Origin of the sequence: Stenotrophomonas sp. Ps181, from assembly GCF_025697425.1 — a bacterium.
Lineage (GTDB): Bacteria > Pseudomonadota > Gammaproteobacteria > Xanthomonadales > Xanthomonadaceae > Stenotrophomonas > Stenotrophomonas sepilia.
In genome coordinates this window covers 147,606-162,583 of record NZ_JAHWBI010000001.1, presented here as the reverse complement: position 1 = coordinate 162,583, position 14,978 = coordinate 147,606, and the positions used below count along the sequence as shown (strand labels likewise).

9 protein-coding genes are annotated in these 14,978 nt (G+C 67.2%); 3 read left to right on the top strand and 6 right to left on the bottom strand.

Translation table 11 applies throughout. The features are described 5' to 3' along the window. Positions 1 to 134 precede the first annotated feature (134 nt). Positions 135 to 1,166, top strand: coding sequence for a LacI family DNA-binding transcriptional regulator (locus tag KXV01_RS00800; RefSeq protein ID WP_164282927.1), 1,032 nt, complete (start codon positions 135 to 137; stop codon positions 1,164 to 1,166). A 111-nt stretch (positions 1,167 to 1,277) separates the two neighbouring features. Here the strand turns inward: KXV01_RS00800 and KXV01_RS00795 are convergent, their stop codons facing one another. The 5 genes from KXV01_RS00795 to KXV01_RS00775 all read right to left on the bottom strand — a co-directional run bounded on the left by KXV01_RS00795 (position 1,278) and on the right by KXV01_RS00775 (position 7,633). Beyond that, positions 1,278 to 1,595, bottom strand: a complete 318-nt coding sequence (locus KXV01_RS00795; protein WP_164282929.1) for a hypothetical protein — start codon at positions 1,593 to 1,595, stop codon at positions 1,278 to 1,280. Positions 1,596 to 1,736: 141 nt separating this feature from the next. Then, a complete protein-coding gene (locus tag KXV01_RS00790) occupies positions 1,737 to 2,123 on the bottom strand; it encodes an SseB family protein (RefSeq protein WP_049440217.1) in 387 nt (128 codons plus the stop codon). A 121-nt stretch (positions 2,124 to 2,244) separates the two neighbouring features. Beyond that, positions 2,245 to 3,960: an alpha-amylase family glycosyl hydrolase gene (locus KXV01_RS00785; protein WP_263467468.1), complete on the bottom strand. Its 1,716-nt coding sequence runs from the start codon at positions 3,958 to 3,960 to the stop codon at positions 2,245 to 2,247. Continuing rightward, positions 3,960 to 5,447 (bottom strand): MFS transporter, encoded by a 1,488-nt coding sequence (locus KXV01_RS00780; protein WP_049440221.1) that lies wholly within the window; start codon positions 5,445 to 5,447, stop codon positions 3,960 to 3,962. The genes KXV01_RS00785 and KXV01_RS00780 overlap by 1 nt, the downstream gene beginning before the upstream one ends. After that, on the bottom strand, positions 5,444 to 7,633 hold the full coding sequence (locus KXV01_RS00775) for a Six-hairpin glycosidase-like protein (protein WP_099495224.1): 2,190 nt from the start codon (positions 7,631 to 7,633) through the stop codon (positions 5,444 to 5,446). Before KXV01_RS00775 ends, KXV01_RS00780 begins: the two co-directional genes overlap by 4 nt. Positions 7,634 to 7,870: 237 nt before the next feature. Between KXV01_RS00775 and KXV01_RS00770 the strand changes: the two genes are divergently transcribed. Both KXV01_RS00770 and KXV01_RS00765 read left to right on the top strand, forming a co-directional pair. Continuing rightward, positions 7,871 to 9,922, top strand: coding sequence for a glycoside hydrolase family 97 protein (locus KXV01_RS00770; RefSeq protein WP_049411632.1), 2,052 nt, complete (start codon positions 7,871 to 7,873; stop codon positions 9,920 to 9,922). A gap of 250 nt (positions 9,923 to 10,172) precedes the next feature. Then, complete coding sequence (locus KXV01_RS00765) at positions 10,173 to 12,929, top strand: TonB-dependent receptor (RefSeq protein ID WP_049411634.1); 2,757 nt, start codon at positions 10,173 to 10,175, stop codon at positions 12,927 to 12,929. A gap of 237 nt (positions 12,930 to 13,166) precedes the next feature. Here the strand turns inward: KXV01_RS00765 and KXV01_RS00760 are convergent, their stop codons facing one another. Continuing rightward, positions 13,167 to 14,780 (bottom strand): alpha-glucosidase family protein, encoded by a 1,614-nt coding sequence (locus KXV01_RS00760; RefSeq protein ID WP_099495223.1) that lies wholly within the window; start codon positions 14,778 to 14,780, stop codon positions 13,167 to 13,169. Positions 14,781 to 14,978: the final 198 nt, after the last annotated feature.

The window sequence follows — 14,978 nt, the reverse complement described above, 5'->3', positions numbered from 1 at the left end:
ACCGCACCGAAGGATCAGGCTGATTTCCTTGTCCGGCAATGACTTACCTGCGCCCCGACCGACGTTCAGAGGGGCATTCGCGTCTGCGCATGGCATCATGCCCGGCACCTTCCACCTGCCCGCTCCGCCCGCACATGACGATCAAAGGCAAAGCCACCTCCCTCGACATCGCCCACCTGGCCGGGGTCTCCCAGCCGACCGTGTCGCGGGCCCTGCGTGGCAGTCCGATGGTCAACGCCGAGACCCGCGAGCGCATCCTGCGCATCGCCCGCGAGCTGAACTACAAGGTCGACAAGAACGCCTCCAGCCTGCGCCTGCGCAATGCCGGCACGCTGGCCCTGCTGTTCTTCGAGGACCCGACCAACGACGATTCGCTGATCAACCCGTTCTTCCATTCGATGCTGGGCTCGATCACCCGCGCCTGCGCCCTGCACGGGCAGGACCTGCTGGTGTCGTTCCAGCAGCTGTCCACCGACTGGCAGGCGGATTACGAAGACAGCAACAAGGCCGACGGCATCATCCTGCTCGGTTATGGCGACTACCACGAATCGCGCGACCGCCTGCAGCGGCTGGTTGAACAGGGCACGCACTTCGTGCGTTGGGGCGCCGCACTGCCCGGCCAGCCCGGTGTCTCGATCGGCAGCGACAACTTCCAGGGCGGGCATGACATCACCGCCCACCTGTTGCAGCAGGGCTGCCGCCGCATCGCCTTCCTCGGCCATGCCTCCAGCCATTACCCCGAATTCCAGGAGCGCTACCGCGGCCATGTCGCGGCGCTGCAGGACCACGGTCTGGCCGCCGAACCGGTGCTGCAGCACGATGCGATCACCACTGAGGCCTCCGGCCAGGAAGCCTGCCAGGCGCTGCTGGCGCGCGGTGAACCGATCGATGCGATCTGCGCCGCCAGCGACCTGATCGCCATCGGTGCGATGCGCGCCCTGCGCGAGGCCGGGCTGCGCGTACCGCAGGACGTGGCGGTCACCGGCTTCGACGACATCCCGCTGGCGGCTTCGGTGTCCCCGGCGCTGACCACCGTACAGCAGGACACCAAGCAGGCCGGGCAGCTGCTGGTGGAACGCCTGCTGGCGCTGATCGGCCGGCAGCCGGTGGACAGCCAGAGCATCCCGGTGAAGCTGGTGGTGCGGGAATCGTCGCTGCGCGGGTAGGCGCCGCTGGGCCGGCATCGCTCTTGGCCTCGCCCGCGTTGTTTGGCTTGGTCGTACCCTGGTGCCAGTGCCGAGCCGTGCTCGGCAAACTACCGCGACAGCCGCGAAGGTTCAGCGTGCCCCGGCCTTCGGCCCCAGCAATGCCAACAGCACATAGACCACGATCGAAGCGACGGTACCGAGCGCCGCCGGCAACCCGAATGCCCACGCCGAACGGAGCTGCTGGCGCGCCCACTGGGCCAGATGCCAAGCCGCGCCCAGGTTGATCAGCCAGGCAATGACGAATGCCGGCCACTGCACCATGCCCACCGCGCGCAGCAGGGGCACGGACACCAGCGCGGCGACGATGGCTGCGATCAGGAAGATCAGTGCGGAGCAGGAATGGCGTGATCGTGCCGGTGAGCCGGCAGGTAATTCCCTCAATTCCATGGCAGAGCCTCGATCCTGGTGTCATCCAAAGGGGATCACGTACGGCACCCGAAGGGAAGCGTTCTGTAGCTTCGAGCCGTGCTCGACCGATCCGGCATTGCGCGAACGGCAGCCGAGCATGGGCTCGGCTCTACAGGACAATCAGCCCTGCGCGAAGTCCTTCAGGATCTCGCCGACGCCGCTGGACGAGATCTCGAAGCCCAGCGCGGTGCCCGGATTGATCACCACGCCGTAGCCACCGGGCACGCGGCGCAGCACGTCCAGCATCCGCCAGCGGATCTGGTGTTCGGCCTGCTGGCTGTAGATACCCACGCGCGATGGATCGGTGAACACGGCCACGTGCAGGGTGCCCTGCTTGTCGAACAGCAGCGGGTCGAAGCCGCTGCCGTCGGGGGTCACCAGGCTGCCGGTCAGCAGGACCACGTCGGAGGCGACGAAGGCCTCCATGAAGGCGCGGATCGGCACCGCCCCGTCCATCGCCGCCTTCAGCAGGGTTTCGATCGGGGTCTGCGGGGCGAGGTCGGTCATGGCGATACGGCGGGGCGTGAGGGGTGCCTATTGTGCCGGATGTGGTCCCCCCGGTAGTGCCGGCCGCTGGCCGGCACCTGAAGGGACCATGGATTCACGAGTTGCCGGCCAGCGGCCGGCACTACCGCCCCAGACGCACGTCCCGCGCCTTCTGGTCGGCCATCGCCTTGTCCAGTTCGGCCTGCAGTGCCGGCTGCTGCACGGGCGCATCCAGTACGTAGACCTTCACCCCATGCGCTGGCACGTCAGCCTTCAGCTGGCGCTTGACCTGCACCGTGCCGCCACCCAGCGCGTCACGCCAGGTGCCGGCTTGCAGGTAGCGATCCACCTCGAAGGTGCGCGCCACATCGCCCTTGTTCAGCAGCACCAGCACGGTCTGCGCCACCTCGCCCTGTTGCAGCACGCGGAAGAACACCGCCTCGTCGCCCTGCAGGCGCTCGTTCACCTGCAGGCCGCGCTGCAGCGCCGGGGTGGCTGCGCGCAGCCTGGCGATGCGCTGCAGCGGCGCGAAGATCGGGCTCTGCGGCGCAGCGTCCACACGCGGCTGGCCGAAGTAGGCACGATTGCCGGCATGCTCGGCGCGACCACGCATGAAGCCGGTTTCCGAGCCGTAGTAGATCACCGGAATGCCGCGCGCGGTGAACAGCCAGTTGTGCGCGTCGATGAAGCCGTTGTCGCTGGCCTGCAGACGCGGCATGTCGTGGTTGTCGTAGAAGCTCATCAGCTCGTACGGATTGGCATACGGGCCACCGCTCAGGTGCAGCGGCTCGGCCAGGGTCTCGAAGCCCTTGCCGGCGGTGCCGAAGGTCTGTTCCAGTGCACCGCGCAGCGGGAAATCGAGCACGCTGACATTGGCATTGGCCGGCCAGGTATGCTCGGCGATGGTCGCCGCGTTGTAGTCGAAGGCTTCGCCGAACATGAACATGTCCGGGTGCTCGGCGCGGATGCGCTTGACGAATTCATGCCACCACGGGTGCGGCAGCCAGCCGATGGTGTCGATGCGCAGCGCGTCCACGCCCTGCGCGGTCCACTGCAGGTAGGCGCCGACCAGGTAATCCATCACCGCCGGATTGTCCTGGTTGAAGTCGGACAGTTCGGCCAGGTTGCCGTCGAAGATCGAACCGTCCTTGCTGTCGACCGGACCGATGTTGTTGTAGAACGCGTGCAGCGGATTGTGCTTCGGATCCAGCTTCTGCGGCGGTAGGTTCTGGTGGTCGGCAATCAGCGTTCCGTCCTTGTCGAAGATCTGGCCGAACTGCGGCTGCCGCGTCGGCATGGTCCAGGCCGGCGAGCCGTGGTTGCCGACGATATCCAGCACCACCTTCAAGCCGGCGCCGTGCAGGCCCTTGGTCAGCCCGGCGAAGTCCAGGTCCCTGCTGGGCAGGTGCTCATCGAGCTTGTAGAAATTGATGCCCCAGTAGCCGTGGTAGCCGGTCTTGCCGCGATCGGTCAGCGTGCTGGTGCAGCTGATCGGCTTGCTGCCGGTAAAGGCCTGGTCCGGGTTGTCGACGATCGGCGTGATCCACACCGCGCCGAAACCCAGGTTGCGGATGTACTGCGCATTGTCGAGCACGCCGCGGAAGTCGCCGCCGAGGTAGCCGATGTTGCCGTCCACCCTGTCCGGGCACGGCACCGGAATATCGAAGGTGCGATGCGTGCCGCCCTGGTCGCGGTGATCGTTGGACGGATCGCCGTTGACGAAGCGGTCGGTGACCACGAAGTACACCGCATCGCTGGCGAATGGCTCGGTGGTGCCGACGTAGTCCGGGCGCGGCGTGGCCACGGCCTGGCCGGCGAACAGGGCAAGGGAAACAGCAACAGCCAGGACACCACGCATCACACCACCTCCGGACGGGACGGAACCCGCAGCACGCACAGGCCGGCGACGAACAGGCTGCAGCCGCCCAGCACCAGCACCTGCATCGGCTGGCCACCCAGCCATGCGCGCAGGGCAAAGCCGAGCGCACTGGCCGCCACCAGCTGCGGGATCACGATGAAGAAATTGAAGATGCCCATGTACACGCCCATCTTCGACGCCGGCACGCTGTCGGACAGCAGTGCATACGGCAGCGAGAGAATCGATGCCCAGGCGAAGCCGACGCCGACCATCGACAGCAGCAGCCAGTGCGGGTCGCGGATGAACATCAGCGAGACCAGGCCGGCAGCGCCCAGCCACAGGTTGACCAGGTGGCTCCAGCGCAGGCCGATCGCACGCACCATCGGCGGAATCAGCACCGCCGCCAGCGCAGCGAAGCCGTTGTAGGCGCCAAACAGCACGCCCACCCAGTTGGCACCTTCGTTGTAGGCCGCCGACTGTGGATCGGTCGAACCGAAGTGGGCACCGGCGACCGCAGCAGTGGTGTAGATCCACATGGCGAAAAGCGCGAACCACGAGAAGAACTGCACCCACGCCAGGCGGCGCATGGTCACCGGCATCGCGCGCAGGTCGCCGACGATGGCGGCCAGCATGTGCGTGGCCGGCAACGCGCGCGCGGCCGCCAGCAGCAGGCCGTAGCCGGCGCACAGGCCTGCCAGCACGTACAGCATCCTGTCGCCTTGTCGCCAAGTGATCAGCAGCGCCAACAGCACACCCAGCCCTAGCCACAGGGTGACCCGCGTCCATGGAGCCGGGCCGTTGATCACCGCTCCCGCATGATGCGCCGGCGGCTCGGCATCATCGAAGGCAGCCAGTTCTGCTGGTGAATATTCTCGGGTGCTGAGCACCGTCCAGGTGATCGCCGCCAGCAGCACCACCGCGCCGAAGTAGAACGCATAGCGCACGGTGTCCGGCACCTCACCTGCGGCGGCCGTATTGGCGACCCCGAAGTGGGCCAGGATGAACGGCAGGAAGCTGGCGACGATGGCGCCCACGCCGATGAAGAAGCTCTGCATCGCGTAGCCGGCCGGACGCTGGCGTGGCGCCAGCTGATCGCCGACAAAGGCACGGAAAGGCTCCATCGATACGTTGATCGAGGCATCGAGCACCCACAGCGTGCCGGCCGCGATCCACAGCGTCGGCGAATTCGGCATCACCAGCAGGGCCAGCGTGGTCAGCACCGCACCGATCATGAAGAACGGACGGCGCCGCCCCCAGCGCGTCCAGGTGCGATCGGACAGGTAACCGATCACCGGCTGCACCAGCAGGCCGGTCAGCGGCGCGGCGATCCACAGCCCCGGTACCGCGTCGATGTCCGCGCCCAGCGTCTCGAAAATGCGGCTGGCGTTGGCATTCTGCAGGGCGAAGCCGAACTGGATCCCGAGAAAACCGAAACACATGTTCCAGATCTGCCAGAACGACAGCTGGGGTTTGGCGGGGCGATTCATCGTGCGCCCTCTACGGCCACGGGCGCCACCGTCAGCGCCTGCACCTGCGCCTGGTTGAGCACGCCGTCGCGCCCGCCCTTGCCCCCGGTGTAGTGCGCGAAGTGCCGCAGCGCGCTCATGTTGAAGCCTTCCTCAAGCGCGACCGTGCATCGGCCCTTGGGCACCGTAAATGCCGCCGAGGTCGAGTGCTGCACGGTCACGCTGTGCGGCAGGGTGACCGCATGCCGCTGCAACGGCTGGCCCGGACACTGCAGCACCAGCTGCTTCACCGCGGCGGTCACGCCCGTGTTGATCGGCCCATTCGGGTTGCTGTACTGCAGGCGCAGGCGCACCTGCCCCGCCTTGGCCGAGGTGAACTGCCAGCGCTCGGCACCCTTCAGTCGCTGCTGCGGACCGACGCAGACCATCGGGCTGTGCAGCGATTCCAATGCACCATCGCGCCGGGTCAGGCTGAGGCAATGCTGCAGGCCGTCATCGACGATGCGTGCCACGCCCTGGGTGATCGCGGTCACCGCCCGGCCGTCCTGCCACAGCACCTGGCCTTCAGCCACCGGTACCGACCAACCTCTGCCGCTGCGTCGCGCCTGCGGCGCGGGCGGGGTTGCCGGCGCGCGCGCATTGGCATCGACCGTGCTGGCGGGCGACGTGCGCGACGGCGCGGCCACCAGCTGCACGGTGGTGGCGGTACCACGCGTCTTTACCTCGCCCGCCACCAGCAGGCCATCACCCACCTGCTTCGGCCGCTCCAGCACATAGCGCTTGCCATCGGCCTCCAGGGAGATGCGGCGCCGCTTGCCGAACAGTTCGGGGACCAGCGCCGCTGGCAGCTTGGGCTGCACGCGGCCATCATCCTGCAGGCCGAACACGCCCTCGACCACCATCGACAGATACCCAGCCACCGACCACAGCTGGCGCTCCGAATTGACCACCGGCCCGCTGAGCGCGCCTTCCTCGACATGCACGGCCTGGCTGACCAGCTCGTAGTTCTCCATGTTGGAGCCGGCCAGCGCGGCACCCTGCATCAGCGAGCGGATCTCGGCGGCAATGCGCGGCGCATCGTCCAGCTGCCGCGCCGCACGCAGCGAGTAGGCACTGACGAACGGCCAGATTGCCCGGTTGTGATAGATCGGCTGTTGTGCTTCCTGCGGCCAGGCCACCGGGCTGCCGGCCGGGCCCATCGGATACGCCGCCAGCGCACGCCGCGCGCGCTCGGGCGGCAGCACCTCGGCGAGGATGCCCAGCGAGAGGCCGAGCAGATCGACCTTGGCGTACGGCACCGGGTGCGCGGCTTCGCCGATGTAGCTCATGTACTGGCCGATATCCTCGCGCCAGAAGCGCGCATCGATCTGCTGCGCCAATGCATCGGCCCAGGCCTTGTAGTCGGTCGCGCGGGCATCGCCGTGCTGCCCGGCCAGGCGTTCGGCCAGGCGCAGTGCCTGGTAGTGCAGCACGTTGGTGGACAGTGCGTAGGAATCACCGATGAAACGCACATCCTCGCGGGTCCAGTCTGGATAGGTCTGCTCGCGCCAGTCCAGGAAGGAGGTCTCGCCGCGGTACAGGCCCATCTGCGCGTCGAACACCATCGCGCGGTCCTGCGCCAGCGTGCCCTGCAGCGCCTGCCAGACCTGGTCGGCAAACGCGCGATCCTCCAGCAGGTGACGTGCTGCCAGGAACCACACCACGCGGTCGCTGCTGATCGGCCAGCTGCCGCCGGAACCGGTGTCCTGCGCAACGAACAGGCCGGACGTATGGCCATCGCGGGCCGCCGACAGCTTGAACTGCAGCGACTGCCGGGTGCGCTGCGGATCCAGCCGCGCCAGCGCCAGATCGGCGGCGAAGCTGACATCGCGCGTCCACACGTAAGGCCAGCGCGCACCGGTCTGGAAGCACTCGCAGGGCACCGGCCGGCCTTCGTCGAAGGCGGGATCACGGATGGCATCCACGCGGTCCTGGTCCATTTCCTGCTGGGCCAGCGCGAACAGGGCGTCGAACATCACGCTGCCGGTCTGGCTGCGCATCGGCATCGGCGCGATGCGCACCTCACCTTTCGGCGCATGCAGCACGAAGCTGCCCTCGGCAGCGGCTTCGGCGCGCGCATGGCGGCCGTCGAATTGCAGGTCGGCCGCCTGCGCGGTCGTCCCCAGCGCTGCCCCCAGGGCAGCGGTCAGGCAAATGATCTTCAGCATCGAAGCGGCGGACCGGCTTGCGCCCGTCGACCTCCCTCCCTCTCTGCACGCGTTGTAGGTCCGCACCGTCGTTGCCGGCGGGCGGGCGCGGCCCCTCCCTCAAGGTGCCCTGGCCCCATGGTAGACGCGGGGCTGTCGGCTGCGTCCAGTTGCATACGTATTCATGGCATCGCGCGGTAGCGCACCCGCCGCGCTGGCTTATGGTCCGGGTCTGCCAACGGCGCCTTGGGAGGGGAATTGCCGATGTCACCCACTGCTGTACGCGCGCTATTCGCGCACATGCTCGGTCTGGCCCTGATCGGATGGGCCACGCTGGTACAGGCCGCGCCTCAGGTGGCCAGCGTCGAATCGCCGGGCAAGGTATTGAAGGTCAGTCTGCTGCTGGATGGCGGCACGGCCCGCTACCGGGTCGAGCGCCTGGGCGACACCGTGGTGGAGGATTCGAAGCTCGGCTTCGCCCTGCGCGACGGTCGCCTGGACCGCGATTTCACCCTGCTGGGCCAGCAGCGGCACAGCGTGGATGACACCTGGGAGCAGCCTTGGGGAGAGCGCCGGCTCACCCGCAACCACTTCAACGAGCTGACCGTGCAGCTGGCCGAAACCACCGGCAGCAAGCGGCGGCTGGATGTGGTGTTCCGCGTCTACGATGATGGCCTTGGCTTCCGCTATGTGTTCCCTGAACAACCGAACCTGCGCGAGGCCATCATCGATGACGAACTGACCGAGTTCGCCATCGCGCCCGAATCAACCGCCTGGTGGATTCCCGCCGGCGAGCCGATCCACTACGAATACCTGTACCAGCGCACGCCGCTGCGCGAAGTGCCGCTGGTGCATACGCCGATGACCCTGCGCAGCCGCGACGGCCTGCACGTGGCGATCCACGAAGCGGCGCTGGTGGACTATGCCGGCATGTGGCTGCGCCGGACCGAGGGACAACGCCTGCGCGCGCAGCTTTCGCCCTCGGCCGAAGGCTGGAAGGTACGCCGCACCCTGCCCTTCGCCACGCCCTGGCGCACGCTGCAGATTGCCGACCGCGCCGGTGGCCTGGTCGAATCGGACCTGATCCTCAATCTCAACGAACCCAATGCGCTGGGTGATGTGAGCTGGGTGAAGCCGGCCAAGTACCTGGGCGTGTGGTGGTCGATGCACCTGGACAACGAGAGCTGGGCGACCGGGCCGAAGCACGCGGCCACCACCGCCAAGACGAAAAAAGTCATCGACTTCGCCGCCGCGCACGGCTTCCGTGGCGTGCTGGTGGAAGGCTGGAACCCGGGCTGGGACGGCATGTGGGTGGGCAATGGCTACGACTTCGATTTCACCCGTGCCACGCCCGATTTCGACATTGAGGCGCTGTCCGCGTACGGCCTGAAAAAGGGCGTGCACCTGATCGGCCATCATGAAACCGGCTGCGCCATCGAGCACTACGAGGACCAGCTGGGTGCCGCGCTGGACCTGTATGCACGGCTGGGCGTGGACCAGTTCAAGACCGGCTATGTGTGCGACGACGGCCAGGTCGATCGTCGCAATCCGGCAGGGGGACCGCTGTGGCGCGAGTGGCACGACGGGCAGTTCATGGCACGCCACCATCTGAAGGTGGTGCAGGAGGCCGCGCGCCGGCACCTGTCGGTCAACCCGCATGAGCCGATCAAGGACACCGGCCTGCGCCGCACCTATCCCAACTGGATCTCGCGCGAAGGCGCACGCGGCATGGAGTACAACGCCTGGGGCCAGCCGCCGAACCCGCCGGAGCATGAGGTCAACCTGGTGTTCACCCGCATGCTGGCCGGGCCGATGGACTACACCCCCGGCATCCTCAGCCTGAAGGGCCGCCACGGCCAGGCCATCCCCAGCACGCTGGCGCGGCAGCTGGCGCTGTATGTGGTGCTCTACAGCCCGATCCAGATGGCCGCCGACCTGCCCGAGCACTACCTGCAGCATCGCGAGGCGTTCCGCTTCATCGAGGACGTGGCGGTGGACTGGGAGCAGAGCCGCGTGCTCGATGGCGAAGTGGGCGACTACGTGACGATCGTGCGCCGCGACCGCAACAGCCGCGACTGGTTCCTCGGCAGCATCACCGATGAACACGGACGTGTGCTGCCGGTCTCGCTGGGCTTCCTGGAGCCGGGCGTGCGCTATCGCGCCGAGATCTACCGTGATGGTGAAGGCGCTGATTTCCGCAGCAACCCGTTCGGGTTCGTTCGCGAAACCCGCGAAGTGACCAGCGCCGATGCACTGACGCTGGTGCTGGCACCAGGCGGTGGCCAGGCCATTCGCTTCACACCGCTTTGAACGCACGGGTAGTGCCGGCCGCTGGCCGGCAACCCGCAGATCGTGATGCCGGCCAGCGGCCGGCACTACCGCAAGCAGTACCTGAAAGCGATTACATCCCTGTAGACGCCATTGAATACGTATGCAGGGTGATTCCCGCGAAGAATGCGCTGCCTACCATAGCGGCGACGACAGCGGCCACCGCGTCGCACGTTCACGGCCCCGCCGGAACGCTCACAAATCGATCTGCAACATTGCCTGGGAGGGGAAAATGTTGAACCACAAGCGCAGCGCGCTGAGCATCGCGCTGGCCGTTGTCCTGGCGCCGACACTGGCGTCGGCACAGTCCACGCAGAACACCACCACACCGGCCGGCACCGCCGCCACCAACCTCGATACGGTGCAGGTCACCGGCATCCGCCGCGGCATCGAGAGCGCGATCGCGGTCAAGCAGGACGCCACCTCGGTGGTGGAAGCAATCTCCGCCGAAGACATCGGCAAGCTGCCCGACGTCAGCATCGCCGAGTCCATCTCGCGCCTGCCTGGCCTTGCCGCACAGCGCGTCGCCGGACGTGCGCAGGTGATCAGCGTGCGCGGCCTGTCGCCGGACTTCGCCACTACACTGCTCAATGGCCGCGAAGTGGTCAGCACCGGCGACAACCGCGGCGTCGAGTTCGACCAGTACCCGTCCGAGCTGGTCAACGGCGTGACCGTGTACAAGACCCCGGATGCGGCGCTGGTCGGCCAGGGCCTGTCGGGCACCATCGACATGCAGACCGCGCGCCCGCTCAGCTTCGGCGAGCGCGTGATCGCGGTCAGTGGCCGCTACCAGAAGAGCTCGCTGGGCCGCGCCGCCAACACCGATCCGTACGGCAACCGCTTCAGCGCCAGCTACATCGACCAGTTCCTGGACAAGACCCTGGGCATCGCCATCGGCTATGCGCACAGCGACATGCCGATCCAGGAGAACCAGGTCGGCCTGTACGAGCCGTGGACCACCGAGCACACCGACAAGGGCGACCGCCCGGGCGTGGGCGCCGGCACCTACTTCTCCGATGGCATCAAGGCGCTGCGCCGCACCGGCAACAACAAGCGCGACGGCGTGATGGCCACGATCCAGTTCCGGCCCAACAACAGCTGGACCAGCACCTTCGATGCGTTCCACACCGAAGCCGAGCAGATCGATACCGCCAACCAGTTCGAGCTGAACCTCAGCAACTACAACGGCAACTACACCCCGGGCCTGCTGGTCAGCAACCCGCAGGTCAACGCCAATGGCTCGTTCACCGGCGGCACCGCCAGCGGCGTGTATCCGCTGGTGCGCGGCATGTACAACAAGCGCAAGGACAAGATCGACGCGTTCGGCTGGAACAACGAGTTCAACTTCAGCGGCGTCAAGCTGGTCGCCGACCTGAACTACTCCAAGGCCACGCGCGATGAGCTGAACCTGGAAAACAACCTGCAGCTGACCCCGATGCCGCAGCTGGATACGGTCGGCGTGTCGATCCGCCAGGACGGCTTCTCGCAGATCAGCCCGGGGCTGAACTACTCCAACCCCGACGCTCTGTTCCTGACCAACACCATCTACGGTTCCGGCTACGGCAAGGTGCCGCAGGTGGAAGACCGCCTGAAGGGTGGCAAGCTGGCAGCCACCATCGCCCTGCCCGATGCCGTCGCGTCGTGGGCGCCGGACATCGACATCGGCGTGAACTATGCCGACCGCCGCAAGGTGAAGACCCAGTCCGAAGGCAACATCCTGCTGGGTGCGCAGGGCGACGCCAACATCGCCTCGGACCTGCAGTACCGCCCGGTCAACCTGGGCTTCGCCGGCCTCGGCACCATCCCGGCCTGGAACGTGCCCGCCGCGGTGGGGCGCTACATGACCTTCAACCCGGTCGACAACCTGGACTACCTGATCCCCAAGTCGTGGACGGTACAGGAGAAGATCACCACCGCCTGGGCGCGCCTGAACATCAACGCCGACATCGGTGAAGTCGGCGTGCGCGGCAACATCGGCGTGCAGATGCAGCACACCGACCAGAGCTCGGATTCGCGGTACTGGGACAGCTCGCAGTCGGCCGGCAACAACGTGCAGCCGTACTCCAATGGCCGCACCTACAATGACTGGCTGCCGAGCCTGAACCTGGCCTTCCTGTTCCCGCATCAGCAGACGCTGCGTTTTGCCGCCGCCAAGCAGGTTGCGCGGCCGCGCGTGGACCAGATGCGTGCCGGCCTGGAGTTCGGCGTGGACACCGGCACCGGGCGCCCCGGCGGCAGCGGCGGCAATCCGCTGCTGGACCCGTGGCGTGCCACCGCGCTGGACCTGTCCTACGAGAAGTACTTCGGCGAGAAGGCCTACGTGGCCGCCGCGATCTTCTACAAGGACCTGAAGAGCTACGTCTACACCCAGTCGGTCGACAACTACGACTTCACCGCGCTGCTGGGCAGCTACGTGCCGCCGCCGGGAATGACGGCACCGGTGCTGACCACCGGCACCTTCTCCGCCCCGCAGAACGGCAAGGGCGGCACGCTGAAGGGCCTGGAACTGACCGCCTCGTTCCCGCTGGAGATGCTGACCGACAGCCTGCGTGGCTTCGGCGTGCAGGCCAGCGCGACCTTCAACAAGAGCGACATCACCATCCTGGACCCGGAAAGCGCGTCCAGCGTGGGCAGCGACCCGATCAGCCTGCCCGGCCTGTCCAAGCGCGTGTACAACTTCACGGCCTATTACGAGCGCAGCGGCTTTGAAGCACGCGTCAGCCAGCGCCGGCGTTCGGACTTCATCGGCGAGATCGGCAACTTCAACGGCAACCGCAGCCTGCGCTACGTTGTCGGCGAGAACGTGACCGACGCGCAGATCAGCTACACCTTCAGCGACAGCAGCACCCTGCGCGGTCTCACCCTGCTGCTGCAGGGCAGCAACCTGACCAACGAGCCGTACCGCACCTACGCCGGCAGCAAGGACCGCCCGCTGGAGTACATCGAGTGGGGCCGCACCTACATGCTGGGCGTGAACTACAAGTTCTGAGGTAGCGCCGGGTCCTGCCCGGCAGCCCGGACCCGGTAGCGCCGGCCGCTGGCCGGCAACACAAAGGGAGCAGGACCGGAAACCCGCTGCGCAGGCAGCGGGTTTTCTTTTGCGCGGATGCCGGCACGTCCGTAGATCCGCGCCATGCGTGGATGCCGTTCTCTGGAATCCCGCCCACAAAAAAGGGACGGGGCGCTTCGGCCCCGTCCCCGCAAGTACCGCCACCGGAGAAAACGGTCAGCTGCGTCGGGCGCAATACACCGCGCGCGGCGGCAGCTGGAGTTCGTTGCCCTGCACCGTGCCCGCATCCGGGCCCGGTACCGCCACCTGCTGCCAGTTGCCCAGCGGCAGCGGATGGGTCACCGCCTCGGCCGACAGGTTGAAGGCCAGCAGGAGGGTTTCATCTGCAAGCATACGCTCGAACAGCAGCACAGGCTCGGCGCTTTCAAGGAATCTGATGCTGCCATGCAGAAGCGCCGGCTGGGTATGCCGCCAGGCCAGGAACGCGCGGAACGCCGCCAGCACCGAGTGCGGGTCGCGTTCCTGCACGGCCACCGCCGCCGCGCGGTGCTCGGCCGGGATCGGCAGCCAGGGCTGGCCGGTGGTGAAGCCGGCCAGCGGTGCATCGGTCCATGGCAGCGGCGTACGGCAGCCGTCGCGGCCCTTGAAGTTCGGCCAGAAGGTGATGCCATACGGGTCCTGCAGGGCCTCGAACGGCACCTCGGCCTCGGCCAGGCCCAGCTCCTCGCCCTGGTACAGGCAGACCGAGCCGCGCAGCGAGCACAGCATCGCCACCAGCATCCGCGCCAGGCGCGGATCGGCCGGGTGACCGCCCCAGCGGCTGACCGCCCGCTCCACGTCGTGATTGGACACCGCCCAGCACGGCCAGCCTTCGGTCATCGCCGCTTCCAGCCGCGAGACCGTGTCGCGGATGTAGGCCGCGCTGTAGTCATCCACCAGCAGCTCGAAGCTGTAACCCATGTGCAGGCGGCCATCGCGGGTGTACTCGGCGGTGGTCGCCAGCGAATCCTCCGAAGAGATCTCGCCCAGGCTGACCGCCCCCGGATACTCATCCAGCAGCGCGCGCAGGCGCTCCAGGAACGGCAGGTTCTCTGGCTGGGTGTTGTTGTAGTAGTGGTACTGGTAAGCGTACGGGTTGTCCGGGCTGAAGCCGCGCCCCACCCGCTTCTCCGCCGGCTTGGGCGGGTTGTCGCGCAGCTGTGCGTCGTGGAAGCAGAAGTTGATCGCATCCAGGCGGAAGCCATCCACGCCGCGATCGAGCCAGAAGCGCACATTGTCCAGGGTGGCCTGCTGCACGTCCGGGTGATGGAAGTTCAGGTCCGGCTGGTCGACCAGGAAGTTGTGCAGGTAGTACTGCTCGCGGCGCGGCTCCCACTGCCAGGCACAGCCGCCGAACAGCGACAGCCAGTTGTTGGGCGGGGTGCCGTCCTCGCGCGGGTCGGCCCAGACGTACCAGTCCGCCTTCGGATTGCTGCGGTCCTGGCGGCTCTCACGGAACCAGGCGTGCTCGATCGAGGTATGGCTCAGCACCTGGTCGATCATCACCTTCAGGCCCAGGCCGTGGGCCTTGGCCAACAGGCGGTCGAAGTCGTCCAGGCTGCCGAACAGCGGGTCGACGTCGCGGTAGTCGGCGATGTCGTAGCCGAAGTCGGCCATGGGGGACTTGAAGAACGGCGAGATCCAGATCGCATCCACGCCCAGTGCAGCGATGTGGTCCAGGCGCTCGATGATGCCCGGCAGGTCGCCCACGCCATCGCCGTTGGCATCGAGGAAACTGCGCGGGTAGATCTGGTAGATGACGGCTCCGCGCCACCATGGATAGTGCGACATCGACAGCCCCCCTCCGGGCATGCGGGACCCGCCGGCAGCGGGCCGAAATCCTGTTCCGGCAAGCTTAGCGGTGGCCTCGCGGGCATGGCGCAACCTGCATACGTATTCACGCGAAGGGCCGCGCAGGCCGGGCCGGAATTGCCGCTCGGGCCCGTTTGCGCCCGAATTCACGGCCAGCGCCTATAATCGGTGGTGAGC

What these genes read in the sequence shown, in the direction of transcription:
- KXV01_RS00785 (WP_263467468.1), bottom strand. Translation starts at nt 3,960, where the DNA reads ATGCGTGGTGTCCTGGCTGTTGCTGTTTCCCTTGCCCTGTTCGCCGGC.
- KXV01_RS00780 (WP_049440221.1), bottom strand. Translation starts at nt 5,447, where the DNA reads ATGAATCGCCCCGCCAAACCCCAGCTGTCGTTCTGGCAGATCTGGAAC.
- KXV01_RS00765 (WP_049411634.1), top strand. Translation starts at nt 10,173, where the DNA reads ATGTTGAACCACAAGCGCAGCGCGCTGAGCATCGCGCTGGCCGTTGTC.
- KXV01_RS00775 (WP_099495224.1), bottom strand. Translation starts at nt 7,633, where the DNA reads ATGCTGAAGATCATTTGCCTGACCGCTGCCCTGGGGGCAGCGCTGGGG.
- KXV01_RS00760 (WP_099495223.1), bottom strand. Translation starts at nt 14,780, where the DNA reads ATGTCGCACTATCCATGGTGGCGCGGAGCCGTCATCTACCAGATCTAC.
- KXV01_RS00800 (WP_164282927.1), top strand. Translation starts at nt 135, where the DNA reads ATGACGATCAAAGGCAAAGCCACCTCCCTCGACATCGCCCACCTGGCC.
- KXV01_RS00795 (WP_164282929.1), bottom strand. Translation starts at nt 1,595, where the DNA reads ATGGAATTGAGGGAATTACCTGCCGGCTCACCGGCACGATCACGCCAT.
- KXV01_RS00790 (WP_049440217.1), bottom strand. Translation starts at nt 2,123, where the DNA reads ATGACCGACCTCGCCCCGCAGACCCCGATCGAAACCCTGCTGAAGGCG.